The 22583-nt window shown below is 70.2% G+C and carries 25 protein-coding genes; 8 read left to right on the top strand and 17 right to left on the bottom strand.

Annotated features, from left to right (window positions below; genetic code table 11):
- Position 1 precedes the first annotated feature (1 nt).
- Genes ABFX50_RS19805 through ABFX50_RS19775 form a run of 7 tightly spaced genes read right to left on the bottom strand, consistent with a single transcriptional unit; the run spans position 2 to position 5724 of the window.
- A complete protein-coding gene (locus tag ABFX50_RS19805; protein ID WP_346148333.1) occupies positions 2–514 on the bottom strand; it encodes a 3-hydroxyanthranilate 3,4-dioxygenase in 513 nt (170 codons plus the stop codon).
- Positions 511–921, bottom strand: coding sequence for a RidA family protein (locus ABFX50_RS19800; protein WP_346148587.1), 411 nt, complete (start codon positions 919–921; stop codon positions 511–513). Before ABFX50_RS19800 ends, ABFX50_RS19805 begins: the two co-directional genes overlap by 4 nt.
- Positions 921–1631 carry a 2-keto-4-pentenoate hydratase gene (locus ABFX50_RS19795; protein ID WP_346148331.1) on the bottom strand — a complete coding sequence of 237 codons (711 nt, stop codon included), beginning with the start codon at positions 1629–1631 and terminating at the stop codon, positions 921–923. The genes ABFX50_RS19800 and ABFX50_RS19795 overlap by 1 nt, the downstream gene beginning before the upstream one ends.
- A complete protein-coding gene (dmpG, locus tag ABFX50_RS19790; RefSeq protein WP_346148329.1) occupies positions 1628–2626 on the bottom strand; it encodes a 4-hydroxy-2-oxovalerate aldolase in 999 nt (332 codons plus the stop codon). Before dmpG ends, ABFX50_RS19795 begins: the two co-directional genes overlap by 4 nt.
- Entirely contained in the window at positions 2623–3534 is a 912-nt protein-coding gene (locus tag ABFX50_RS19785) for an acetaldehyde dehydrogenase (acetylating) (RefSeq protein WP_346148327.1), read from the bottom strand. The genes dmpG and ABFX50_RS19785 overlap by 4 nt, the downstream gene beginning before the upstream one ends.
- Positions 3531–4325, bottom strand: coding sequence for a 2-keto-4-pentenoate hydratase (locus ABFX50_RS19780; RefSeq protein WP_346148325.1), 795 nt, complete (start codon positions 4323–4325; stop codon positions 3531–3533). Before ABFX50_RS19780 ends, ABFX50_RS19785 begins: the two co-directional genes overlap by 4 nt.
- Complete coding sequence (locus ABFX50_RS19775; RefSeq protein ID WP_346148323.1) at positions 4318–5724, bottom strand: aldehyde dehydrogenase family protein; 1407 nt, start codon at positions 5722–5724, stop codon at positions 4318–4320. Before ABFX50_RS19775 ends, ABFX50_RS19780 begins: the two co-directional genes overlap by 8 nt.
- 48 nt (positions 5725–5772) lie before the next feature.
- Between ABFX50_RS19775 and ABFX50_RS19770 the strand changes: the two genes are divergently transcribed.
- The 4 genes from ABFX50_RS19770 (at position 5773) to ABFX50_RS19755 (ending at position 8449) form a co-directional block, all read left to right on the top strand.
- The gene (locus ABFX50_RS19770; RefSeq protein WP_221241282.1) at positions 5773–6531 is read left to right on the top strand and encodes an IclR family transcriptional regulator; all 759 of its coding nucleotides are present in this window, start codon (positions 5773–5775) and stop codon (positions 6529–6531) included.
- 129 nt (positions 6532–6660) lie between these two features.
- Positions 6661–7125: a VanZ family protein gene (locus tag ABFX50_RS19765; RefSeq protein ID WP_346148320.1), complete on the top strand. Its 465-nt coding sequence runs from the start codon at positions 6661–6663 to the stop codon at positions 7123–7125.
- A gap of 173 nt (positions 7126–7298) precedes the next feature.
- Positions 7299–8054: a GntR family transcriptional regulator gene (locus ABFX50_RS19760; protein ID WP_346148318.1), complete on the top strand. Its 756-nt coding sequence runs from the start codon at positions 7299–7301 to the stop codon at positions 8052–8054.
- 122 nt (positions 8055–8176) lie between these two features.
- On the top strand, positions 8177–8449 hold the full coding sequence (locus ABFX50_RS19755; RefSeq protein ID WP_346148316.1) for a hypothetical protein: 273 nt from the start codon (positions 8177–8179) through the stop codon (positions 8447–8449).
- 85 nt (positions 8450–8534) lie between these two features.
- On the opposite strand, the gene ABFX50_RS19750 is transcribed toward ABFX50_RS19755, so the two are convergent.
- Positions 8535–9794, bottom strand: coding sequence for an MFS transporter (locus tag ABFX50_RS19750; RefSeq protein WP_346148314.1), 1260 nt, complete (start codon positions 9792–9794; stop codon positions 8535–8537).
- A gap of 69 nt (positions 9795–9863) precedes the next feature.
- Between ABFX50_RS19750 and ABFX50_RS19745 the strand changes: the two genes are divergently transcribed.
- A complete protein-coding gene (locus tag ABFX50_RS19745) occupies positions 9864–10859 on the top strand; it encodes an ArsR/SmtB family transcription factor (protein ID WP_346148312.1) in 996 nt (331 codons plus the stop codon).
- A gap of 31 nt (positions 10860–10890) precedes the next feature.
- On the opposite strand, the gene ABFX50_RS19740 is transcribed toward ABFX50_RS19745, so the two are convergent.
- A complete protein-coding gene (locus ABFX50_RS19740; RefSeq protein ID WP_346148310.1) occupies positions 10891–11859 on the bottom strand; it encodes a DivIVA domain-containing protein in 969 nt (322 codons plus the stop codon).
- A gap of 441 nt (positions 11860–12300) precedes the next feature.
- Here ABFX50_RS19740 and ABFX50_RS19735 point away from each other — a divergent pair, with 441 nt between their 5' ends.
- Entirely contained in the window at positions 12301–12822 is a 522-nt protein-coding gene (locus ABFX50_RS19735; protein WP_246452144.1) for a gamma carbonic anhydrase family protein, read from the top strand.
- Here the strand turns inward: ABFX50_RS19735 and ABFX50_RS19730 are convergent.
- Complete coding sequence (locus tag ABFX50_RS19730; protein ID WP_346148308.1) at positions 12794–13687, bottom strand: DUF1349 domain-containing protein; 894 nt, start codon at positions 13685–13687, stop codon at positions 12794–12796. The genes ABFX50_RS19735 and ABFX50_RS19730 overlap by 29 nt on opposite strands.
- 44 nt (positions 13688–13731) lie before the next feature.
- Here ABFX50_RS19730 and ABFX50_RS19725 point away from each other — a divergent pair, with 44 nt between their 5' ends.
- Positions 13732–15387 (top strand): hypothetical protein, encoded by a 1656-nt coding sequence (locus tag ABFX50_RS19725; protein WP_346148306.1) that lies wholly within the window; start codon positions 13732–13734, stop codon positions 15385–15387.
- Between the two features lie 195 nt (positions 15388–15582).
- On the top strand, positions 15583–15744 hold the full coding sequence (locus ABFX50_RS19720) for a hypothetical protein (protein WP_175589978.1): 162 nt from the start codon (positions 15583–15585) through the stop codon (positions 15742–15744).
- A gap of 86 nt (positions 15745–15830) precedes the next feature.
- Here the strand turns inward: ABFX50_RS19720 and ABFX50_RS19715 are convergent, their stop codons facing one another.
- From ABFX50_RS19715 to ABFX50_RS19685, 7 genes are all read right to left on the bottom strand, one after another.
- On the bottom strand, positions 15831–16112 hold the full coding sequence (locus ABFX50_RS19715; RefSeq protein WP_183653791.1) for a metal-sensitive transcriptional regulator: 282 nt from the start codon (positions 16110–16112) through the stop codon (positions 15831–15833).
- Positions 16113–16129: 17 nt separating this feature from the next.
- On the bottom strand, positions 16130–17194 hold the full coding sequence (locus ABFX50_RS19710) for a glycosyltransferase (protein ID WP_346148303.1): 1065 nt from the start codon (positions 17192–17194) through the stop codon (positions 16130–16132).
- The gene (locus ABFX50_RS19705) at positions 17191–18063 is read right to left on the bottom strand and encodes a hypothetical protein (protein WP_346148301.1); all 873 of its coding nucleotides are present in this window, start codon (positions 18061–18063) and stop codon (positions 17191–17193) included. The genes ABFX50_RS19710 and ABFX50_RS19705 overlap by 4 nt, the downstream gene beginning before the upstream one ends.
- A 109-nt stretch (positions 18064–18172) precedes the next feature.
- Positions 18173–20266: a (Fe-S)-binding protein gene (locus ABFX50_RS19700; protein ID WP_346148299.1), complete on the bottom strand. Its 2094-nt coding sequence runs from the start codon at positions 20264–20266 to the stop codon at positions 18173–18175.
- 78 nt (positions 20267–20344) lie between these two features.
- Entirely contained in the window at positions 20345–20920 is a 576-nt protein-coding gene (locus ABFX50_RS19695; RefSeq protein ID WP_346148297.1) for a TetR/AcrR family transcriptional regulator, read from the bottom strand.
- 2 nt (positions 20921–20922) lie between these two features.
- Positions 20923–21729, bottom strand: a complete 807-nt coding sequence (locus tag ABFX50_RS19690) for a class I SAM-dependent methyltransferase (RefSeq protein ID WP_183653782.1) — start codon at positions 21727–21729, stop codon at positions 20923–20925.
- 40 nt (positions 21730–21769) lie between these two features.
- A complete protein-coding gene (locus ABFX50_RS19685) occupies positions 21770–22579 on the bottom strand; it encodes a sugar phosphate isomerase/epimerase family protein (RefSeq protein ID WP_346148294.1) in 810 nt (269 codons plus the stop codon).
- Positions 22580–22583: the final 4 nt, after the last annotated feature.

Below are 22583 nucleotides of genomic sequence, written 5' to 3'. Positions count from 1 at the left end.
ACTATCCCTTGCCGGGGTGCAGAGCCCCGCAGTTGTCGCAGGTGCGCGCCTTCTCGTCGGCGTAGAAGGCGGCGAAGACCGGCGGCAGGTCCTTGACGATGTCGCGCACCTGCAGCTCGACCTCGTGCACCACGGCGTTGCACTCCTGGCAGTACCAGCGGAACCGCTCCAGCGTGCCCTCCTCGCGGATCCTCTCGATCACCAGGCCGACGGAGTCGGCCTCGCGCTGCGGGGAGTGCGGCATGTTGCCCGGCAGCAGCCACATCTGACCTTCGCGGATGTGGACGGTGTCAGGGCCCTCCGGCGTCATGACGTTGAGCCGCATGTTCCCCTTGATCTGGAAGAACAGCTCCTCGTAGGGGTCGACGTGGAAGTCGGTGCGCTGGTTGGGGCCGCCGACGACCATCACGATGAAGTCGTCGGCCTGCTCGAAGACCACCTTGTTGCCCACCGGCGGCTTGAGCAGGTGGGAGTGCTCGTCGATCCACTTGGTGAAGTCGATGGGCGGAATCATGATCGCTCCTTTGGTAGGTAGGCCACGGCCTGCATCTCGATCAGCAGGTGAGGGTGCGGCAGCTGGTGCACCGCCACCGTCGTGCGGGTGGGCCCTGTCTCGTCGAAGAACTCGCCGTAGACCTCGTTGTAGCCCTTGAAGTCGTTCATGTTCACCAGGTAGGTGGTGATCTGGACCAGATCGCCGAGCGCCCCTCCCGCGGCTCGCAGGATGTCGCCGATGTTCTCGATCACGGCCCTGGTCTGCGCGCGGATGTCGAGATCGGTGGTCCCCATCTCGTCCGCCTCCACGCCCGCGAACGTGTTGTCGGGCCGCCGAGAACTTGTGCCGGAGACGTAGAGGAAGTCCCCTGCCTGCTTGACGTGCGGGAACCTGCCTCTCGGTGTGGCCATGCCCTCGACCAGCATCACAGCACCACCTTCCCGAGGCGCTGGATCTCCACCTGGACGCGCGCGCCCTCGCGCAGCGGCTCGGCGGGCGTGGCCGCGCCCGCCAGCAGGAGGGCGCCCTCCTCGATCGCCAGCCCCACCTGTACGGCCAGCCGCGCCGCCTCCACGACCGCCCTGCGCGGATCGCCCAGGATGGCGCCGGTGGACCCGACGTGCACGGGACGCCCGTCGATCTCGAAGAGCACGCCGAGGTTCCAGTCGTCGGGGTCGTAGGCCTTCCACGGCCCGATCGCGTAGCCCGCGGCCGAGGTGTTGTCGGCGATCACGCTCTCCAGCGAGAACCTGAAGTTCTCGTAGCGCGAGTCGATCACCTCGAGCCCCGCCGCGACGGCCACGACGGCGCCCGGCCTCAGGGCGTCCTCGACCGTCTCGATCCTGCGCCCCACCAGGTAGGCCACCTCGGGCTCGACCCTCGGGTGGATGTACTTCGCCACGTCGATCTCGGCCATCGACGGCGTCAACCGCCCCAGGATGAGGTCGTTGACCCCCATCTGGCGGCGTTTGCCCTCGCTGGTGAAGCCCAGCTTGACCCCCGAGAGCGGCTCGCCGCGCAGGGTGAGGAGCTCCTCCTGGATCTCGTAGGCGGTGGCGACGTCGAAGTCGTCCACAGGCTGTGGAATCGGCGTCCTGCTGAGCGCGGCCTCGTGCAGCGCCTGGGCGAGCTTCATTTGGTCAGGTCCAATGCGATATCGACGATCATGTCCTCCTGCCCGCCGACCATACGGCGGCGGCCCGCCTCGGCGAGGATGGCGCGCGTGTCCACGCCGTACCTCTCCGACGCGGCCTCGGCGTGGCGCAGGAAGCTGGAGTAGACGCCCGCGTAGCCGAGCGTCAGCGTCTCCCTGTCCACCCGCACGGGACGGTCCTGCAGCGGCCTGACCAGATCGTCGGCCGCGTCCATCAGCGCGTAGAGGTCGCAGCCGTGCTCCCAGCCCATGAGGTCGGCCACGGCCGCGAACACCTCGAGCGGCGCGTTGCCCGCGCCCGCCCCCATGCCGGCCAGCGAGGCGTCCACCCTGGTGCAGCCGTTCTCCACCGCCACCACCGAGTTGGCCACGCCCAGGCTCAGGTTGTGGTGGGCGTGGATGCCGATCTCGGTCTCCGGCCTGAGCGCGTCGCGGTAGGCCCTGATCCGGTCGCGGACGCCGTCCATGGTGAGACCGCCGCCCGAGTCGGTCACGTAGACGCAGTGCGCGCCGTACGACTCCATGAGTTTCGCCTGCTCGGCGAGAACCTCGGGCGGGGCCATGTGCGCCATCATCAGGAACCCGGCGACGTCCATGCCCAGCTCGCGGGCGGTGGAGATGTGCTGGGCGGAGATGTCGGCCTCGGTGCAGTGCGTGGCGATCCGCACCGAGGTGACGCCCAGCGCGTGGGCCCTCCTGAGGTCCTCGATGGTGCCGATGCCGGGCAGCAGCAGAGTGGTGAGCCTGGCCCGCCGTACGGCTCCGGCGACGGCCTCGATCCACTCCTCGTCGGTGTGGGCGCCGGGGCCGTAGTTGAAGCTCCCTCCGGCCAGGCCGTCGCCGTGCGCCACCTCGATCGCGGCCACGCCCGCCTCGTCCAGCGCCTTGGCGATGGAGACGGCCTGGGCGGTGCTGTAGCGGTGCCGGATGGCGTGCATGCCGTCCCGCAGCGTCACGTCCTGGACGTAGACCCTCATGCCCCGACCTCCGCAAGCCGCTCGGCGGTCCGCAGCGCGGCGGCCGTCATGATGTCCAGGTTGCCCGCGTAGGCGGGCAGGTAGTGCGCGGCCCCCTCCACCTCCAGGAACACGCTCACCTTCACCCCGCCTCTCGCTCCTGGCGCGAGCGTCCGCACCGGCTCGTCGTCGCCCACCTTGGTGAACTGCACCTCCTGCTTGAGCCGGTAGCCAGGCACGTACTCCTGCACCGAGGCCACCATCGCCTCGACCGAGGCGACCACCTCGGCCTCCGAGCACGACTCCACCAGGCAGTAGACGGTGTCCCGCATGATCAGCGGCGGCTCCGCCGGGTTCAGCACGATGATCGCCTTCCCTCGTCCCGCGCCGCCCACCCGCTCCAGCGCCCTGGCCGTGGTCGTGGTGAACTCGTCGATGTTGGCGCGGGTCCCCGGACCCGCCGACCTGGACGCGATGGAGGCCACGATCTCGGCGTACAGCACGGGAGCCGCCGACGACACCGCCGCCACGATGGGGATCGTCGCCTGCCCTCCGCACGTCACCATGTTGAGGTTGGGCGCGTCCAGGTGCTCCTCGAGGTTGACCGACGGCACCACGTAGGGGCCGAGCGCGGCGGGCGTGAGGTCGATGACCCGCTTGCCGTGCGCCTGGACGGCCTCGGCGTTGCGCGCGTGCGCCCCCGCCGAGGTGGCGTCGAGCACCACGTCGACCGAGGCGAACGAGGGCAGCGACACCAGTCCTTCCACCCCCGAGGAGGTGGTCTCCAGCCCTCTGCGCCGCGCCCTCGCCAGGCCGTCCGAGTCGGGGTCGATCCCCGCCATCGCCACGACCTCGACCTTCTTCGACAGCAGGGCCTTGAACATCAGGTCGGTCCCGATGTTGCCCGATCCGATGATCGCGATCTTCACGCGAACACCGCCCGCACCGAGCCGAGCCCGTCGATGACCGCCTCGAAGGCGTCGCCCGCCTCCACCGGCACGACGGGGCCCAGCGCCCCCGTCAGCACGACGTCACCGGCGCGCAGGGGGTGCTCACCCGCGCCCAGGGTGTCGGCCAGCCAGACGGCGGCGTTGAGCGGGTGCCCCATGCAGGCCGCGCCCGCGCCCGTGGAGACCTCCTGTCCGCGCCTGGTCATCGTCATGCCCGCCAGCCGCAGGTCGAGCCCGCGCAGCCCCACGGGCGTGTTGCCGAGCACGAAGGCCCCGCTGGAGGCGTTGTCGGCGATGGTGTCGGCCAGCGTGATGTCCCAGTCGGCGACGCGCGAGTCGACGATCTCGATCGCGGGCAGCGCGAAGTCCACGGCCCTGATCACCTCGGCGACCGTGAAGGGCCCGCCGACCAGGTCGCGGCCGAGCACCAGCGCGACCTCCGCCTCCGCCCTCGGCTGCAGGAACCTCTCGTACGGCACCGGCAGCCCGTCCAGGTAGGCCATGTCGGCGAAGAGCATGCCGAAGTCGGGAGAGTCCACGCCCAGCTGCTTCTGCACGGCGAGGTTCGTCAGGCCGATCTTGCGCCCGACCAGCCTGCGTCCCTCCTCCAGCGCCCTGCGGGTGTTGATCTCCTGTACGGCGTAGCCCTCCCCGGCTGTCGCGACCAGGTCCCTGACGGGCGCGCACGGCTTGCCCGAGCGCACCGCCTCGAGCAGCCGGTCGGCCGCCTGGGTGCGCACGTCGACGGCCTCGGACCACTCGTCATTCATCGGAAGACTCCAGCTTGATCGTGATCGTGGTGGGCTCAGAGTAGAAGTCGAGCGACTGCGTGCCGCCCTCGCGGCCGATGCCGGACAGCTTGACGCCGCCGAACGGGGTCCGCAGGTCGCGCAGGTACCAGGTGTTGACCCAGACGAGCCCCGCCTCGAGGCGCTGGGCGACGCGGTGGGCCCTGTCGAGGCTCGTGGTCCACAGGGTGGCGGCCAGGCCGTAGTCGGAGTCGTTGGCCAGCGCGACCGCCTCCCCCTCGGTGTCGAAGGGGCTCACGTGGCAGACAGGTCCGAAGATCTCCTCCCTGTTGAAGCGCGAGCTCTCCGGCAGCCCGGTCACCACGGTGGGTTCCACGAAGTATCCGGGCCCCTCGGGCGCGCCCCCGCCGGTCAGGAACTTCGCGCCCTCGTCGCGGGCGAGCGCGTAGAAGGACAGGACCTTCTCCCTGTGCTCGGCGGAGATCATCGGCTGCGGGGTCACCGACGCCGCCCTCTCGGCCAGCCTGGCGCAGAACTCCTCGAAGATCGGGCGCTCGACGTAGAGCCGCTCGGTGCACAGGCACACCTGGCCGCCGTTGGTGAACACCGACCTCACGCTGCCCTCGACCGCCCTGTCCAGGTCGGCGTCGGCGAAGACCAGGCCGGCGTTCTTGCCGCCCAGCTCGAAGGAGATCGGCTTGACCCTGTCGGCCACCGACTTCATGATCGACGATCCGGTGCGGGTGGAGCCCGTGAAGGTCACGCCGTCGACCCCCTCGTGCGAGACCAGGAGCTGGCCCGTCGTGCCGTACCCGTGGATCACGTTGACCACCCCGGGCGGCAGGCCGGCGTCGGCGCAGACCTGGGCGAACAGGGCGGCCGAGCCTGGGGTGTTCTCCGACGGCTTGACCACGACGGTGTTGCCCGCGACCAGCGCGGGCCCGAGCTTCCACGTCATCAGCAGGAACGGCAGGTTCCACGGGACGACGACCGCGACCACGCCGAGCGGCCTGCGCACGGTGTAGCTGAGCACGTCCGTCAGGTGGAAGGCCTCGGAGGGACGCTGGGCGGCGATCTCGGCGAAGGCGCGGAAGTTGGCCGCGCCGCGCGGGATGTCGAGGGTGCGGGTCTGCTCAAGGGGCTTGCCGGTGTCGGCGATCTCGGCGGCGACCAGATCGTCGAAGCGGGCCTCGATCCCTTCGGCCAGGCGGCGCATCCATGCGGCCCGCTCGGCGACGGGCAGGGCGGCCCACCCTGGCGCCGCCTGCCTCGCGGCGCGCACGGCTTCGTCCACGACGGCCGAGTCCGCCTCGTGGACCTGCCTGTTGACCTGACCTGTCACCGGGTCATAGGACGGGAAGGGCTCGCCCTCGGCCACCCATGAGCCACCGATGAAGTGGGCTACCTGCTCAAATGACATCATTCCTCCACCAAGGGGTATAGAACTTCCCGGCGGTCGGGGACAAGAATGCGTTCCGTGACACGGAACCCCGATCGTCTGTCGATGCTGGAGAAGTCGTGGCTGGTGCTGGACGCGTTCCGTCCCACCGGCGGGCCGCTCAGGCTCATGGACGTCGCCCAGCACTGCCATCTCCCCAAGACCACCGCCTTCCGGCTGCTCAACGAGCTGACCGAGATCGGCGCGGTCGCGCGCAAGGAGAACGGCTACTACCTCGGCCGCCGGCTGTTCGAGCTAGGTAGCATCGTCCCTCTCGAACGCGACCTGCGCCATGCCGCGCTGCCGTTCATGCACGATCTCTACGAGGCCACCAGGGAGACGATCCACCTGGGCGTGCGCGACGGGCTCGACGTGGTCTACGTCGAGAAGATCCGCGGCCACGAGTCGTTCTCGCTGCCCTCGCGGGTGGGCGGGCGGCTGCCGCTCACCTGCACGGGGGTGGGCAAGGCGCTGCTGGCCTACTCGGGGCCCGAGTTCATCGAGGAGGTGCTCTCGCGGCCGCTGCGCAGGCTGACCCCGCACTCGATCGTGGATCCCAAGCGCCTGGAGGAGGTCATCGGCCAGGTGCAGGCGGCGGGGCTGGCCTACGAGCGGGAGGAGGCGCAGCGCGGAGGGGCGTGCATCGCCGCTCCGGTCTTCAGCGGAGGGGCCGTGGTCGCCGCGCTCTCGGTGTCGGTGCCGCTGGCCCGCTTCCACCCGACCCGGCTGGCACCCGCGGTGAAGACCGCGGCCCTGGGGGTGTCGCGGGCGCTGACCCGGTCCATCTGACTTGTCCCATGGGCCCCGAGATTTGGCTGTCCTTTCGGACAGTATTGCGTTTCCCTCAACCCGCATTATGGTCCGGTGGGCCAAACCTGGGAATTGTGGGGAAATATCGTCATTGCTGGGCTTTTGGGGGTGCCGCTGGCCGTCCTGGCCGCCCTGACACTCGCCCGGACCCGCCGGCACCGCGGACATCCCGCGCCCACGCGCACGGCGGTGGCCGACGTGGGCATCGTCGCAGGCACGGCCCCCTGGATCTGGATGATCCTCACGCCCTTCGACGGTCAGAGCGGTGTCAGTCTCGTCCCGTTCAGCGACCTGGCCGCGCTCGCCTCCGCCGCGCCGGCGACAGTGTTCGTGCAGGTCGGAGGCAACCTCCTGGTGTTCGCCTGCCTGGGCGCGCTGCTTCCCGTCCGCTCTGCCCTGTTCGCCGGACTCACGCGGGTGGCGGCCGTGGCCGCGTCCGCCTCGCTGACCGTCGAGCTGCTGCAGTACGGCCTGCGCCTCGGCCGCCACTCCTCGATCGACGACGTGCTGATCAACACCGCGGGAGCGGTCTTGGCCGCTTTGGTTACTCGCCGCTGGTGGAGGTCCCTATAGCGGCCAGGACCGTTCCACAGTAACGGCCTGCGAAAACTCGCGCGGATCACCACACGGGCACGATCCACTCAAAAGAAGCACGGGACCAACCTGCGTATCTGTGCGATCGTGGACAAGGCGGGGCAAGTTCTCTGGAGACGCCAAACCCGGTTGGTGACAGAGGGTGATCAAACGTGTCTGAATCCTCCCCGGTACCCCACGAGCCCCCTATCTATCGCCGCATCGCCGACGGCCTGCGCGCCAGGATCCTGTCCGGCGAGCTGCGCGACGGGGACCGACTACCGGGCGAGAACGCGCTCATGGCAGAACACGCAATCGCTCGAGCCACCGCCCGCCAGGCGCTGGCCGTGCTGATCAACGAAGGGCTGGCGGTGCCGAAAAGAGGTTCGGGGGTTTATGTGCGACAGTTCAAGCCGATCCGCAGGCACGGATCGCGACGCCTGTCCAGGGAGCAATGGGGCCAGGGACGGGCTATCTGGGACGCCGACACGCGCGGCCGTCCCTTCACCGTGGACGAGGTGGCGGTCGTTCGCGAGCAGGCGAGCGAGGCGACCGCGAGCGTCCTCGACAGCACCGACGTGTGGATCAGACGCCGCCGCTACTCGGTGGACACGAGACCTGTCCAGTTGGCCACCTCCTACTTTCCCGCCGACCTGGTGGAAGGCAGCGCGATCACGCTGCAGGACACGGGTCCCGGCGGGGTCTACGCGCGGTTGCGGGACCTCGGCCTGCCGCCGGCGCACTTCACCGAGGAAGTGCGCGCCCGCATGCCGCACCCTGCCGAGGCCCGGCTGCTCGAACTGCCCGCGGGCACCCCGGTGATAGCGATCTCCAGGACCGCCTACACGACCGGCGGCCTGCCCGTCGAATACAACGAGATGGTGCTCGACTCCGCGTCCTACGTACTCCAATACGACTTCGACGCTTAGGTCAAGCCGAAATGTCAAGCGATAGGTTGACCTGTCCCTTGCGATCATTGATTTCTCTAGAGATGTGACGCACCGTCTAGAGAGAGGCAAGCACGAGTGGGGACCCCGGGAAGGGTGACCAGATGTCCTTTGACCGGCATCTAGCCGAGATCGCCCGGGAGTACCCCCACTGGACCATCTGGCGGAGCGACGCGGGCCGCTGGTGGGCCACGCGGCACCACCCGCTCAGCGCCGAGCAGCGTGACGCCGGATGCGCGATGACCATAGACGCCGACGACCCGGAGGGGCTTCGCGAACAGCTGAGAGACCAGGAGCGGCGAACCGGGTTCGCCGGTCCCGGCCACCTCCACGAAGAAGTGAATGACGAGGAGCGGCGGCCTGGGCCCGCCCCTTGACGCGCGTGCTGTGGATCGTTCTAGGCGGGGGATCCACGGCACGCGTCCGGCCTCCGGTGAGGCCAAGAGCAGCCCGGTGCCGGGTTCAGCGTCTCGGCGGCTCCGGCACCGGGCCCCCAGGCGCGGAAGTCTCCGACCCTATCGGGGGCGGGGGCTTCCGCCCTGAACGTCGCGGCGCCCCCTCCTCGGGGGAGTGACGCAGCCCAGGCGCCAGGACGAGCGTCACCGCGACGGAGGCCGTCGCCATCACCGCCATCGCCGTCCCCGCCGAGGTGTACTGGGCGACGGCGCCGGCGAGCGCCGCGCTCACGCCCTGCAGGGTGAGCACCCCCGACGACCCCAGCCCGAGCGCCTGGCCGCGGGCCTGCGCGGGAGTGAGCGCCACCAGCCGCTCCTGCAGCAGCAGGCCCGCCGAGTAGCCGACCGACGCCAGCGTGACCACGGCCAGCGCGACAGGCAGCCCCGGTTCCAGCACCAGAACCAGATAGGGGACGGCGAGCAGCAGCCTGAGCGGCGCGCCGAGCCGCCCCCTCCACCGGTGCGGCACCAGCCTGCCGATCGCCGCGTCGCCCACCAGCATCCCGAAGGCGGCGAAGGCGAACAGCAGCCCCGCGTGCCGCGGGTCGTAGGCGACGAACAGCGACTCGCACCCGACGATCAGCCCGTTGGGCACCCACATCGCCAGGTAGACGTGCCTGCGCGGCGGCGACGACCACAGCCGCCCGTTGGCCCGCCAGGTCTCGGCCACCGAAGGCCGCCCTTCCGCCCGGGCAGGCCGCCCGCTGAGCCCGAACCTGGCCAGGCACGCCGCGACCAGGTAGAGGCCCGCCGCCGCCACGAGCGTGCCGCGAGGCGACAACACGGTCAGCAGCACCCCGCCGAGCGCGAACCCGCAGATCTGCATCGCGCCCGTCGACATGTTGAGCACCGAGCGGCCCAGCACGTAGCCGTTCTCGGGGAGGATCTCGTCCAGGAGGCCGAGCCGTACCCCGCCGCCGAGCGAGCCGACCATGCCCAGGGCCAGCAGGATGACGAAGATCGCCCACAGTGGCAGCCCCGGCAGCGCCTGCGCCGCCGTGCCGAGGCCCGACACCAGCGCGATACCTGTCAGCGCGAGACGCGGAGGCAGCCTGTCGGCGGCCGACAGGAGCACCGCCGCCCCCGCCACCTGAGCCAGAGAGGCGCCGAACATGCTGAGCGCGGACAGCAGCGGCGATCCCGTGGCCGCGTACACGAGCGTGCCGAGCGCGAGCCCGCCGGCCGTCGAGGCCGCCACCTGCGTCGAGGCGGTGAGGAAGAACGGCGTGAACTCCGGCGTTCCGAACAGTTCCCGATAGGTCCGCATGGCGGGAAGTCTCATGAGCCGCCGCGAGGGAACGTTAGAGTTTCGCACCGGCGCGAAAGGAGGGCTGTCGTGGGCTGGTGGCAGGTCAACGCCGACACCATGGCCGAAGGCAGGTTCGCGCTCTCTCCCCTGGCCGAGACGACCGCGGCCCTGTTCGCCCTGCAGGCGGGGCTCGCGGGGCACCCGGGCCAGCGCGCATGGCTCGACGCCCATCTGCCCGCCTACAGGAGGCGACTGGCGGCCGACCAGATCACCGCCCTGCTCCTCAGGGCCGCGCTCGGCCGCACATGGACCGCCGACTTCCTGACCCCCGCCCCGACAGGCGAGGACGAGCCCTCCTTCGCCGACGAGCTGGCGAGGATCCGCGCCACCCCGCCGCGGAACGCCGTCTCGGACCTGGCGCTGTCGGCGAGCGGCCCGGTACCGGCCGAGTTGCACCGCTCCGACCTGCCCGAGCGCGCGGCGGACCTGCTGGAGTGGGTGTGGAGCGAGACCGTGCTGCCGTCGTGGCCGCAGCGCAGGCGCGTCCTGCACGCCGACATCGTCGCCAGGACCAGCCTTCTCACGCAGGGCGGCTGGGCCACGGCGCTGGACGGCCTGCGGCCGGGGATGCGCTGGCTCGGGGACGGCAGGCTGCGGATCAACGCCCTGGACTACCCGCCAAGGGAGATCTCGGGCGCTCGCCTGCTGTTCGTCCCCGTCACCCCGCTCACACCGAGGCAGGGTTGGATCGCGTGGAGCCTGCCGAGCCGGTACGCCGTGGTGTACGCCTGCTCGGGCGTCCTGGCCGAGGCGAACACCAGCCCTGTTCCCCAGGCGCTGGGGGCGTTGATCGGAGCGGGCCGCGCCAGGGTGCTCGTCCTGCTCGACACCCCGAAGAGCACGACGCAGCTGGTGGCGCTGACCGGCCAGGGGCTGGGCTCGGTGGGCCGCCACCTCAGGATCCTGCTCGACGCCCACCTCGTACGGCGCCGCCGCGCGGGCCGTTCGGTGCTCTACTACCGGACGACCGCGGGGGACGCGCTCGTCGAGGCAGGAGCCGGGCAGCCCGCCGGATCACGGTGAACCGGCGGGCCTGCCGTACGGACGCTGAAGGTTACTTGTGGGCCAGCGTGCCCAGGTTGACGTCGGTGTCCTCGGAGACGTGGTCGTCGGCGGGCGGGGCCGGCTCGGTGGGCTCGACGGGCTCGGCGGGCTCCTCCTCGATGATCATCCGCACCTCCTCGACCTCCTCCACCGCGGGCTCGGCGACGACCAGCGGGCCCGAGGAGTTCTCCCTGCGCATGAGGTCGCCCAGCACCGAGCTGATCTCGTTGAGCCTGCGCACGACCTCGCCGTGCGTGTCGGTCAGGTAGGTGACCCGCCTTCCCGCGTGCTCGTCCAGCGAGGTGACCCGCTGCTGCGCCGCCTCGAGCGCCGACTGCGCCTCGGCCCGCGCGTTGGAGAGCGTGGCCTCCGCCTCCGCGCGGGCGTTGTCGACGGTCTGCTCCGCCTCCGCCCTGGCGGTGGTGAGCAACCTGTCGGACTCGGCCCTCGCCGCGCGCAGGGTCTCGTCGGCCTCCGCCCTGGCGGTGGTGAGCGTCTCCTCGGCGTCCGCACCGGCCTGGGCCAGCATGCGCTCGGCCGCGCCCGTCGCCTCGCCCACGCGGCGCTCCGCCTCGGCCTGCGCGCTGGTGAGGATGTTGTCGGCGGTCTCACGCGCGGAGGTGACCATGCGCTCGGCCTCCGCGGAGGCCGTCTCGCGGAGCCTGGCGGCCTCGGACTCCGCGTCCTCACGCTTGGCGGCCGCCTCCTCCTCGCCCAGCCTGAGAATCTGCGCCAGCCTCGGGCTGAGGTCGTCGTAGCTCTGGGGAGCCTCGACCATGCGGCGCCTGGCCTCGGCCAGCTCGATGCGGCCCTGCTCGGCCTGGTCGATCGCGCGCGCCAGCCGCTCCTCCAGGTCCCTGATCTGATTGCGTGAGCGGATCATGTAGTCGTGTACCTGACGACGGCTGTAGCCGCGCATGACGACTTCGAAGGAGTCTTCCTGCATCAGGTCGGGGAAGCTCTCGTGCTGGTTTGTCATCTGGTATGTGGCGCTTCCCCTCAGTCCAAGGGTCGAGGAAGGCCACCCCTCCTTTCGAAAACTCTACGGAAAAAACCGATCACTTTCAGTCATGTTCGACGCACGAGGTGAACGGGGCAGGCGGAGCGCGATGGCGCTGGGCACATCGGCCGGCAAGGGTACGGAGCCGCCTCCGTCGGTGCGGACACGCCTCACTCCACCGGGGGACGGGGCCGAGCGGTGGGGGCACGCTACCGGCCTCCCTTCAACCAGACGGGACCGTGGGGGCAAACCGCCGGCTCCAGCCGGTAGCGGGTGATGCGGAGTGCCTGGGCGGAGGGCTTGCGGTTTGTGAGGGTCCGACAACGACGTGTCAGGGAATGACTTTCCTGCCATCTGCCCAAGTCCGCAACCCGAACGCCATACCTGCCCGGGAAATCTCGGACTACTACGATGTCCAAGATGTACATCGCAGCGCTGGACGAAGGCGCAGTTCCCGACATTCACCCCGATGCCTACATCGCCCCTGGTGCGGTGGTGGTCGGCAGCGTCAGGGTGGGCAGGGGAGCCAGCATCTGGTACGGCTCCGTCCTGCGCGGTGACGACGAGCGCGTCGAGGTCGGCGAGGAGTGCAACGTCCAGGACCTGTGCTGCCTGCACGCCGATCCTGGCGAGCCCGCCGTCCTCGAGCCGAGGGTGAGCCTCGGCCACAAGGCGATGGTCCACGGCGCGCACGTCGAGACCGGCGCGCTGATCGGCATCGGCGCGATCGTGCTCGGCGGGGCCAGGATCGGGGCGGGCACCCTGGTCGCCGCGGGCGCGCTGGTCGGGCCCGGCAAGAAGATCCCGCAGGGCGTCCTGGTGGCCGGCGTGCCCGGCAGGGTCGTGCGCGAGCTCACCGACGACGACAGGGCGAGCTTCGCGCAGACCGCCGACAGGTACATGGCCAAGGCGCTCAGGCACCGGCAGGCGTCAGCAGTTTGACCAGCACGTCGTCCGGGACCGTCATCAGGTCGGCGTCGTCCGGCGTGGCGGGACGCAGGAAGCGCGCGTAGTCCACGATCATCCTGACGTCGGGCAGTCCCTTGACGGCCTTGGCGTTGGCCTTGGCCGCGTCCTTCTTGAGCGCGCCGTAGCTGTCCCAGTCGGTGTAGCCGGTGATGCCCCACTGCAGTACCGTCGGCAGGTCGTCCCTCACCCAGCGCTGGCCGACCTTCCAGGTGCCGCCCTCCTCCTTGTACAGGGCGGCCACCACCCCGCCCGCCCTGGCCAGCACCAGCTCCATCCAGCCCTCCTTGACGGCCACCTCCTTGGGCTTGGAGCTGCCGTTCAGCGTGCTCTTGGCCTCCACCCTCTTGGCGGCGTCGCCGGTGCCCGTCGTGACGGAGACCCAGTTCGGCTTCGCGTTCGACTGCGGCACGCGCAGCATCACGCCGCCGAGCGAGAACTTCCGCTCGGGCTGGCTCTTCTTCTTGCCCTCGACCTTGACCCGTACGTGCATCACGATGTCGCCGGCCAGTTCCTGGTAGACGAAGGGCCCACGGAAGGCGTCGAACCAGGTGGAGGTCTTGGGCTCGAGGTAGAGAGCGTTCTTGGCGGTGGCGTTGACGTCGAGCTTCGCGATCCTGTTCAGGTCGCCCTCGGTGTCGCTCAGCTTGCTCCACGCGCTCAGCTCCGCCGTGTCGGCGAACTCGCTCGACGCCGTCCCGATCTCGCCACCGGGGTCGGGCGGGCGCACCCCTGCGACGGTGAGCGCCTTGGCGGAGGCCTGTGGAGCCTGCCCTGACGCCGTCCCACAACCCGCCAGCAGCCCGGCGGCGGCCACGGACGCGGCAATCTTCGCTCTCATAACGGACATTCTGCCTCGTCTTTACCTCGGGCTACGATGCCGCCATGCGGTTCACGGCCATCGAGGCGGATGTCCGCGCGATGGTCACCGACCCGCGCTGGACGGCGCTCCCCCTCCAGTCGCGCGCCCACGCGATCGCGTCCAGGGCGCTGGCCACGCCTGACGGCGGCAGGTGGATCTTCGGCGCGCACGCCCGCTGGTACCTCCAGGATCCCGGTGACGGCCGCTGGCACCTGACCGCCCCTCCCCGCCACTGTCCCGCGCGCATCGAGCCGCACACCGGCGTCCTGCTGCCGCACCTGGTGCCGCGCGGGCCCGACTTCGCCTTCAGCGGCTGGTCCAGCCAGGCCTTCGTCGGGCCCGACGTGCCCTCGGCGCTCACCTCCGAGATCCGCGCCCTGGTCAGGGCGGACGGCAGGCGCTCGGCCGACGAGTTCCCCCTCAGCTCCTTCCGCGAGGTCTTCGCGGGCGACGTGCCGGGCACGGTGGCGGCGATCTGGGCCACGATCATGTGGTGCGCCTACGCGCCCGCCTTCGACGGCAACGAGCAGTTGCTGTCGGTGTTCGGCGAGTACCTCGGCCGCCCGCTGCCCGGCGACGAGTGGGTGCGCTGGCTGCCCTCTCCGCCGCTGACCGCCCTCGTCACCCTGTACGGCGAGCGGGTCAGGGCCGACGCCCCTCGGGCCGCGCTGCGCCTGGCCGCCCTGATGGCCGACACGGCGGGGATCCTCGCCGCCGACGCCCGGTTCGCGCCGAGGGCCCAGGCGCTCATCGCGATGCTGGAGCCCATCCTGCGCAACCCCGGCCTCGACCACCAGACGGCCACAGGCCCCCTCCCCGCGTACCGGCCACCCCTGGCCCCGCAACCGCGCGGTACGGGCCCTCTCACCCCACCTCCGGTCCACCGGGACACCACCTTCCCCCCGCCCCCCGTGGCCGAAAGTCCTGGACGGACCACCACCGGCCACTCCCACGAGACCTCGGGATGGGCGCCGGCCGGCCACTCGGGCGAGACCTCAGGCCGATCACCGCATCACCCGGGCGAGACCACGGGGTGGGCGCCCGCCGGCCACTCGGGCGAGACCTCAGGCTGGTCGCCGGGTCACTCGGGCGAGGCCACGGGGCGGACCGGTGCGGCCCGATCGCGTGCCGTCCCTCAGTGGGCGCCCTCCACCGACCCGCGTGAGGTCGCCCGCGCGGCCGCCGCCGACGACGCCCTGCGCTGGACCTGGCTGGCCAGGGTGCCCGACCGCCTGGCGCGGGCCGTCCTGGCCGAGACCGACCCCGGCGAGCACCTTCGCCACACGGTCGGCGACCTCCTGGAGGCGGTGGCCTTCTCCCCCGACCCGCACAGGACGGCAGGCGCGCTGCTCGCGGCCGACCACGCCGACACCCCCGAGGGCCTGCCCACCGTGGCGGCCTGGCTGGACCACCGCCTGCGCCACGCCGTCCACACCCGGCTCGCCACCCCGCGAGGCGACATCACCGAGCCCGACGGGTTCGAGGTGGGGCCGCGCTGGCTCGACGCCGTGCCGCCCACCAGAGAGGGAGCCGCCGCGGTGTTGGGCGCCGCCTACGCCTCAGGGCTGGCGTGGTGCCGGCTCACCGGCGCGTCCGTGCCGGGCGACGGCTTTCCTGGAGCGGCCGCGATCGTTCACAGGCTCATCCATGAGCGCGACGATCCTCATCTAAACCACTAATGCCGTTATTTCACCCTTACTCGGTAAATATCGCTCCAGCGCGCGAATTCTCCGAATTGTGATCTCGGAAACGGGAAATGATCCGTGTGGGGGCAGGGCGGCGACGCAAGGAATGACCCTGATGGGCCATGTCGCCTGAAGGGCCCCCGCCGTAACCTCGAAGAGGGTGTGGGCTGCGGAAGGAAGGACGACGCGGTGGGGCACGACGACCTGGACTCTCGGGTCCACGACCGTGTCGCGTTGGACGAGATTGCGCTCTACGCCGAGGTGCTCACCGCTGTCGCGATCAGCGAGCGGCGGTTGACCTTGGACGAGCTCGACGACGCGCTCGGATTGCGGACTTCGGCGAGCCGCTGAAGACCATCACATTGACCTAGTCCCGGACTCCCGCGGGGTCCGGGACATGGTTTTTCTGATAGCTCACCGAAGACCGGGATGACTAGTCACGAACGGACGAGCCGAGCGATCGCCGCCGAAGCCTCCTTGACCTTCGCCTCGGCCTCCGGGCCCCCGGTGTTGATCGCGTCGGTCACGCAGTGGGAGATGTGCTCCTCCAGCAGCCCGAGCGCCACCGCCTGAAGCGCCCGCGTGGCCGCCGAGACCTGGGTGAGGATGTCGATGCAGTAGGCGTCGTCCTCCACCATGCGCTGCAGGCCCCTGATCTGACCCTCGATTCGCCGCAGACGGGTCAGATAAGCCTGCTTGTCTCCGCTGTACCCATGCATGCATCAAAGGTACCCAGTCAGCGGAGGTCACCGATCAGTTGTTCCCACTGCGCCGAGACCTCGGCCGCCGCGTGCCCCGTCGCGGTCTCGAGCGCCCCGGCGGCGAGGGACCTGCGCCGACGGTCGTCGTCGACCAGCGCGAGCAGGGCCGCGGCGTACATCTCGATCTCGCCCTCGGGCACGAGCACGCCGTTGTAGCCGGTCACGATGTACTCCGCGGGCCCGTTGGCCCCGTCGAAGCCCACCACGGGCACGCCGCAGCCCATCGCCTCCAGGACGGTCATGCCGAGCGTCTCCGCGCGTGACGTGGTCGCCACGATCGACGCCTTGGCGAACTCCCCCGCCAGGTCGGGCGTGGTCCCCATGAAGTAGACGTGGTTGTGCAGGTTCAGGTCGCGGACCAGGTCGCGGAGCCTGCGCTCCTCCGGGCCCGAGCCGTACAGCCGCAGCCTCCAGTCGGGGCGCTTGTCGGCCACGATCGCGAAGGCCCTGATCAGCCGGTCGTAGGCACGGGCGGCCACGAGGCGCCCGCCGGTCGCCACGATCCTGTTGTCCATCCGCGAGCGCGGCCACAACCCGCCAGGCAGGGCGTCGGGCACTACGTGGACGGGCGGCCCCGCCGTCTCCAGCAGCCGCCGCCAGTCGTCCCTCGCGGCCTCGGTGGAGGTCACCACCGCGTCCAGCCGGGGATAGAACCGCTTCACGGGAGCCGGTACGGCAGGCCGCCCCCACTCCCAGGCGATCTTCACGCACTCCCTGGGCGCCGATCTGGCCGCCTGGACACTGATTCCAGGCCGGGTGGTGATGAGAACATCACTCTTCAGTGTGCGCAACAGCCGCCACAGCGCCACCTCGGTGCGCATCTGCCCGCGCGGCAGCAACTGCCTCGACCCCGGCCTCGCCTCGATCAGCGAGCGCATCGCCACCTGCCCGCTGACGGGGAAGAACGGCTTCTCCTTCTGCCGCCTGACACTGATGACCTCGACCTCGTGCCGCTCGGCCAGGTCGGAGGCGAGGTTGAGGATCGAGCGCACGTCCCCGCGCATCACGTAGGCGGAGGGGAGGACGAGGCTGACCTTCACACCCCCACCTCGATCCGCAGTTCGTCGTCGGCGGTGTAACAGGGCCTGACGGGCACGCCGTCCACGCGCATCGCCGGATAGTGCAGACGGCGGCGTTTGCCGTCGACGTCGTCGAGCCGTGAGGCGAGTCGCAGAGGCGCCGGCACGCCCTCCACCTCCAGCGAGGGCTTCCATGTGCCCGCGCCCTGGGGATCGGCCGCGACCACGTCGACCAGCGAGACGGCCGCGTGGAAGCGCACACCCTGGACGGTCGCGACGGCGGCCACCGTGGTCTCCGCCGCCCCTTCCCCTGTGTCGCCGCCCGGCCTGTCGTGAGACTGCGCGGGGCCGCTGCGGTGCAGCGAGAGCGTGGCCTCGTGCCTGGAGTCGTCGTCGTCGAGCCCCGTGTAGGCCAGCAGGCCGGTGACCTCGAACCGGCCCTCCCTGAACCAGACCGCGCGCACCTCGGCGGCCGGCTCGGCCGTGCAGATCTTCAGCGCGAGAAAGCCGTTCCTGGTGCGATAGGCCCTGTAGGCGAGCGTGCGCCTGGACAGCGCGTAGGTGTCGAGGTGGTCGAGGGAGAAGCCGGGGTCGACGCTCCTGATGCGGGTGCGGCCCTCCTCGTCCCCCAGGTAGGCGTCCCACCTGCCCGAGGTCAGCGTCAGCGGGGACAGCGAGACCGCGAGGGCGGCGTCGCACACCTCCGCACCCGCCGCGCCCAGCGCGATCCGGCGCTCCACCCCCGTCGCGCGGTGGCGCAGGACCAGCTCCATGCCGGGTTTCAGCGGTCTGTCGACGGCCAGTCTGAGGGAGAGCACGTCAGCCAGGGTGACTTCGGCGTCGGTCACGACGACGCGCATCCGCAGCCCCTCCCCGTCGAATGAAGCCATGCGACGTTGAGGTTACCGTGATTTTCCCGTTATGTGGAGAAAGCTTTTCGGCTTCGTCGCGCGTCTGACATGGGAAAGTCCGCAACACCAGGTGTTGCGGACTTCCGACTCAGCCCTTGACAGACTTGATCAGCAGCTGCGCCACGTCGACGACTTCCAGCGTCTCCTTGGCCTCGCCGCTGTTCTTCTTCTCGTTGATCGCGTCGCCGAGCATCACCATGCAGAACGGGCAGGCGGTGGAGACGGTGTCCGGATTCGTGGTCAGCGCCTCGTCCACGCGCTCGGTGTTGATGCGCTTGCCGATGCGCTCCTCCATCCACATGCGCGCGCCACCGGCTCCGCAGCAGAAGCCCCTGTCCTTGTGCCTGTGCATCTCCTGCGTCTGCACGCCGGGCACCTTCGACATGATGTCGCGGGGCTGGCTGTAGACCTTGTTGTGGCGGCCGAGGAAGCACGGGTCGTGGTAGGTGATCTTCTCCTCGATCGGGGTGATCGGGGTGAGCAGGCCCTCGTCCACGAGCTTGGACAGCAGCTGCGTGTGGTGCACGACCTCGTAGGTGCCGCCGAGCTGCGGGTACTCGTTGGCGAGGGTGTTGAAGCAGTGCGGGCAGGTCGCGACGATCTTCTTGACGCCGGCCTCGTTCAGCGTCTCGATGTTCTGCTGGGCGAGCATGTTGAACAGGAACTCCATGCCCAGGCGGCGGGCCGGGTCACCGGTGCAGGCCTCGGCGGGGCCGAGCACCGCGAACTTCACGCCGGCGATGTGCAGCAGCTCCGCGACCGCCTTCGTGGTCTTCTTCGCCCGGTCCTCCAGGGCCCCCGCGCAGCCGACCCAGAACAGGTACTCGGTGTCCTCGGGCATCTTCTCGTCGATGAGCGTGACCTCGAAGTCGAGCTCCTCGATCCAGTCGGCCCGCTTCATCTCGGACATGCCCCACGGGTTGCCCTTGTTCTCCAGGTTCTTCACCATCACCCCCGCCTCGGACGGGAACGACGACTCGACCATCACCTGGTAGCGGCGCATGTCGAGGATGTGGTCGATGTGCTCGATGTCCACGGGGCACTGCTCGACGCAGGCGCCGCAGTTGGTGCACGACCACAGCACGTCGGGGTGGATGACGCCGTCCTCGCCGACCAGCGGCTTCTCCAGCAGCGCCAGCACGTCGGTGTCGGCGTGGCTGGTGTCACCCTGCAGCAGGTACGGCGCGACCTTGAAGGCGTGGTCGCGCTGGTCGAGGATGAGCATCTTCGGCGACAGCGGCTTGTCGGTGTTCCACGCGGGACACTGCGACTGGCAACGGCCGCACTCGGTGCAGGAGTAGAAGTCGAGGAAGCCCTTCCACGTCGTGTCGCCGATCTTGCCCCTGCCGAGCTTCTCGGGGTCGAGGTCCTCGTCCTCGAAGTCGACGGGCTTGCCGTCGACCGTCATCTCGGGCGCGGCGCCCAGCCCGTCGGGGCGGCGGGAGAACAGCACGTTCAGCGGCGCGGTGAAGATGTGCAGGTGCTTGGAGTTCACCACGATGACCAGGAACACCAGCATGAAGCCGATGTGCAGGAGCAGGGCGATCTCTTCGAGCAGCGGGCTGGCGGGCAGGACGTTCCCCAGAGCCAGCGAGACGAAGGCGCCGCCGTCGTAGGGAAGGTTTCCGTTGGCGGCCGCGGCGCCGCGCGCCAGGAACAGCGTCCAGATGATGTTGAAGATCATGAACAGGACGAGCCACGCGCCACCGAGGTGGGAGCCGGAGAAGCGCGACTTACGGCCCAGGGTCTTGGGCGAGTTCCTGATCCTGATCACCGCGAACGCCACGAGGCCGAGCAGACAGGCGACCGCGATGAAGTCCTGGAGGAAGCCCAGCACCGACCACTGGCCGATCAGCGGGATGTGGAAGTTCGGCCGCCCGGTGATCGCGCCCTGGATGATCGAGCCGTAGGCCTCGATGTAGACGGTCAGCAGGATGAAGAAGGCCCACATGACGAAGAAGTGCGCCACGCCCGAGGGCGTCCACTTCAGCAGCTTCTTCTGGCCGAACACCTCGACCAGCTGCGCCTTGGCCTCGGCGCCCGCGTGCGTCTTGGCGTAGGCGATCCGCTCGGGCGCCGGAGGGCCGACCGTGGCCAGCTTGAACAGGAACAGCGCTCGACGGCCCGCCATGGCGACCGCAGCGACGGTCATCGCGAGCCCGATGATGGCTACCCAGAGCACGATTCCTCCCACAGACGGCGTACGTCCATCCTACCGGCGAGTAACTTTCCACCGATACGGCCATATTAGAACATTGCTCTACGGAGTCAGATAGCGCTGCACCGTCGGCGCGAGCAGCTCCACCAATTCCTCGAGGTCGGCGGAGGCCAGCGGCTCCAGCGCGAGCACGTAACGCGCCAGCACCACACCGATGAGCTGGCCGAAGGCCGCCTCCATTCGCAGGTGCGACACGCCGAGCCCGTCGGCCACCTTATACAGCAGCGCGTTGGTGATGAACTCCCTGATCATGCCGAGGACCTGCTCGTTGGTCATCGCCGACCGGAGCAGCGCGAGCACCGGCTCCCTGGCCTGGGCGTCGGACGTGACCGTCAGGATGAACCTGACGAGCCGCTCGCCGACCTCCTCACGCGGGCCGTCCAGGACCAGCGGCACCACCTGGGCCGGATCGATCGGCAGCCGCATGGCCGCGACGAACAGGCCCTCCTTGGTCTCGAAGTAGTGGTGGACCAGCGCGGGATCGACCGCGGCCCCACGGGCGATGCCGCGGATCGTCGCCTTGTCGAAGCCCTTCTCCGCGAACACCTGCCTGGCCGCGGTGAGGATCTCGCCGCGCGTGTCGCCCGCTCCCGGCCTGCGTCCCGTGCGCCGCTTCACGGTCACCTGCCGACCGCCAGGTAGACGCGCATCGGCACGGAGAGCAGGCCGTCGGGGAAGACCCTCATCAGCTCGGCCCGCTGCCTGGCCACCAGTTCGTCGGCGGCCTCCTGGGTCAGGGCGGCCATGTAGGAGTGGGAGCGCAGGTCGAGCAGGAACTCCTCGACGGCCACCAGGCGGGTCCAGTGCAGCCAGCGCTCCTCGACCCGCAGGGCGGCGGCGATCTGCGGCACCCGCCACTCGGGCAGCGCGGGGCCCCAGTAGGTGGGGCACGACTCGGCCAGGCGCACCTCGTAGGCGGCCAGCCAGTCGGCCTGGCCCGCGTCGGTCGTGTTCCACCAGGCGGCGATCGCGCCTCCCTCCCGCAGGGCCCTCCTCGCCTCGGCGACGGAGGCCACGGGGTCGAGCCAGTGCCACGACTGGGCGTAGGTCACCAGGTCGGCGCCGCCGTCCCTGATCGGCAGGGCGTTCCCGTCACCCTGGACCGCGGCCAGGCCGTCGCTTCCCGCGCGTGCTTCCTCAGGGGGCTGCGCCGTCCTGGCGGGACGGGCGCGCGCCACGAGCCTGGCGAGCATCTCGCGCCCCGGGTCGACCGCCACCACCCTGGCGCCGCGGGCGCGCAGCGCGCGACTGGAGATGCCGGTGCCCGCGCCCACGTCCACCACGGTCGCGCCGGCCAGCGGTACGCCCGAGACCTCCGACAGCGCGCGGAACAGTTCGTCGGGGTAGCCGGGCCTGCCGGCGTCGTAGGCATCGGCGACCCGGTCGAACACCCTGCCAAGCGCGCGAGAGGGGCCAGTGACACTCATGAGAACACTTTGCCCCACACATTGACCATCTAGACGCCGCTCACCGGGTCGCCGCCAGATGCAGTCTGGCGAAGGCCAGACCCTCGGCCAGATCGTCGACCCTCTCGGTACGGCTGGTCGCCTTGCGCGTGTTGACCTCCAGCACGACCAGGCCGTCGAACCCGGTGTTGGCCAGCCGTTCGAGGACAGCCGCGCACGGCTGGTTGCCCCTGCCCGGCACCAGGTGCTCGTCCTTGTTGCTCACCCCGAGGCCGTCGGCCAGGTGCAGGTGCGAGAGCCTGTCGCCGAGCTTGACCGCCATCTCCATCGCGTCGGAACCCGAGACGGCCGTGTGCGACAGGTCGAGCGTGACCTGCGGGAAGGCATAGTCCATCGGGTTCCAGTCAGGTGAGTACGGCACGACGTCGTTGCCGCGCGCCTTCAGCGGGAACATGTTCTCCACCGCGAAGATCACGTCGGTCTCCTCGCGCATCCTCGCCAGGCCGTCCTCGAAGTCACGCGCGTAGTCGCGCTGCCAGCGGAAGGGCGGGTGCACCACGACGGTGCGCGCGCCGAGCCGCTCGGCCGCCTTCTGGGCCTTGAGCAGCTTGGCCCACGGGTCACGGCCCCACACGCGCTGGGTGACCAGCAGGCAGGGGGCGTGGATCGCGAGGACGGGCACGCCGTAGTGGCCGGACAGCCGTTCGATCACGTCGATGTCCTGGCTGACTGGATCTGCCCCCACCATGATCTCGACGCCGTCGTAGCCGAGGCGCGCGGCCAGCTCGAAGGCGTCCGGAGTGCGTTCCGGATATACCGAAGCCGTGGACAATGCGATCTTCGCATTGGGCACGCGGATGACATCTGCCACGCTG

This window comes from Nonomuraea recticatena, assembly GCF_039533245.1.
GTDB classification, from domain to species: Bacteria; Actinomycetota; Actinomycetes; order Streptosporangiales; family Streptosporangiaceae; genus Nonomuraea; species Nonomuraea roseola.
This window is presented reverse-complemented; position numbering and strand designations above follow the sequence as displayed.

Coding starts and splice junctions, on each gene's coding strand:
- ABFX50_RS19795 (WP_346148331.1), bottom strand. CDS start 1,631: ATGAAGCTCGCCCAGGCGCTGCACGAGGCCGCGCTCAGCAGGACGCCG.
- dmpG (WP_346148329.1), bottom strand. CDS start 2,626: ATGAGGGTCTACGTCCAGGACGTGACGCTGCGGGACGGCATGCACGCC.
- ABFX50_RS19725 (WP_346148306.1), top strand. CDS start 13,732: ATGCGGTTCACGGCCATCGAGGCGGATGTCCGCGCGATGGTCACCGAC.
- ABFX50_RS19750 (WP_346148314.1), bottom strand. CDS start 9,794: ATGCGGACCTATCGGGAACTGTTCGGAACGCCGGAGTTCACGCCGTTC.
- ABFX50_RS19740 (WP_346148310.1), bottom strand. CDS start 11,859: ATGACAAACCAGCACGAGAGCTTCCCCGACCTGATGCAGGAAGACTCC.
- ABFX50_RS19775 (WP_346148323.1), bottom strand. CDS start 5,724: ATGTCATTTGAGCAGGTAGCCCACTTCATCGGTGGCTCATGGGTGGCC.
- ABFX50_RS19780 (WP_346148325.1), bottom strand. CDS start 4,325: ATGAATGACGAGTGGTCCGAGGCCGTCGACGTGCGCACCCAGGCGGCC.
- ABFX50_RS19755 (WP_346148316.1), top strand. CDS start 8,177: ATGTCCTTTGACCGGCATCTAGCCGAGATCGCCCGGGAGTACCCCCAC.
- ABFX50_RS19805 (WP_346148333.1), bottom strand. CDS start 514: ATGATTCCGCCCATCGACTTCACCAAGTGGATCGACGAGCACTCCCAC.
- ABFX50_RS19705 (WP_346148301.1), bottom strand. CDS start 18,063: ATGGCTTCATTCGACGGGGAGGGGCTGCGGATGCGCGTCGTCGTGACC.
- ABFX50_RS19800 (WP_346148587.1), bottom strand. CDS start 921: ATGCTGGTCGAGGGCATGGCCACACCGAGAGGCAGGTTCCCGCACGTC.
- ABFX50_RS19730 (WP_346148308.1), bottom strand. CDS start 13,687: ATGAGAGCGAAGATTGCCGCGTCCGTGGCCGCCGCCGGGCTGCTGGCG.
- ABFX50_RS19690 (WP_183653782.1), bottom strand. CDS start 21,729: ATGAGTGTCACTGGCCCCTCTCGCGCGCTTGGCAGGGTGTTCGACCGG.
- ABFX50_RS19715 (WP_183653791.1), bottom strand. CDS start 16,112: ATGCATGGGTACAGCGGAGACAAGCAGGCTTATCTGACCCGTCTGCGG.
- ABFX50_RS19770 (WP_221241282.1), top strand. CDS start 5,773: ATGCGTTCCGTGACACGGAACCCCGATCGTCTGTCGATGCTGGAGAAG.
- ABFX50_RS19735 (WP_246452144.1), top strand. CDS start 12,301: ATGTACATCGCAGCGCTGGACGAAGGCGCAGTTCCCGACATTCACCCC.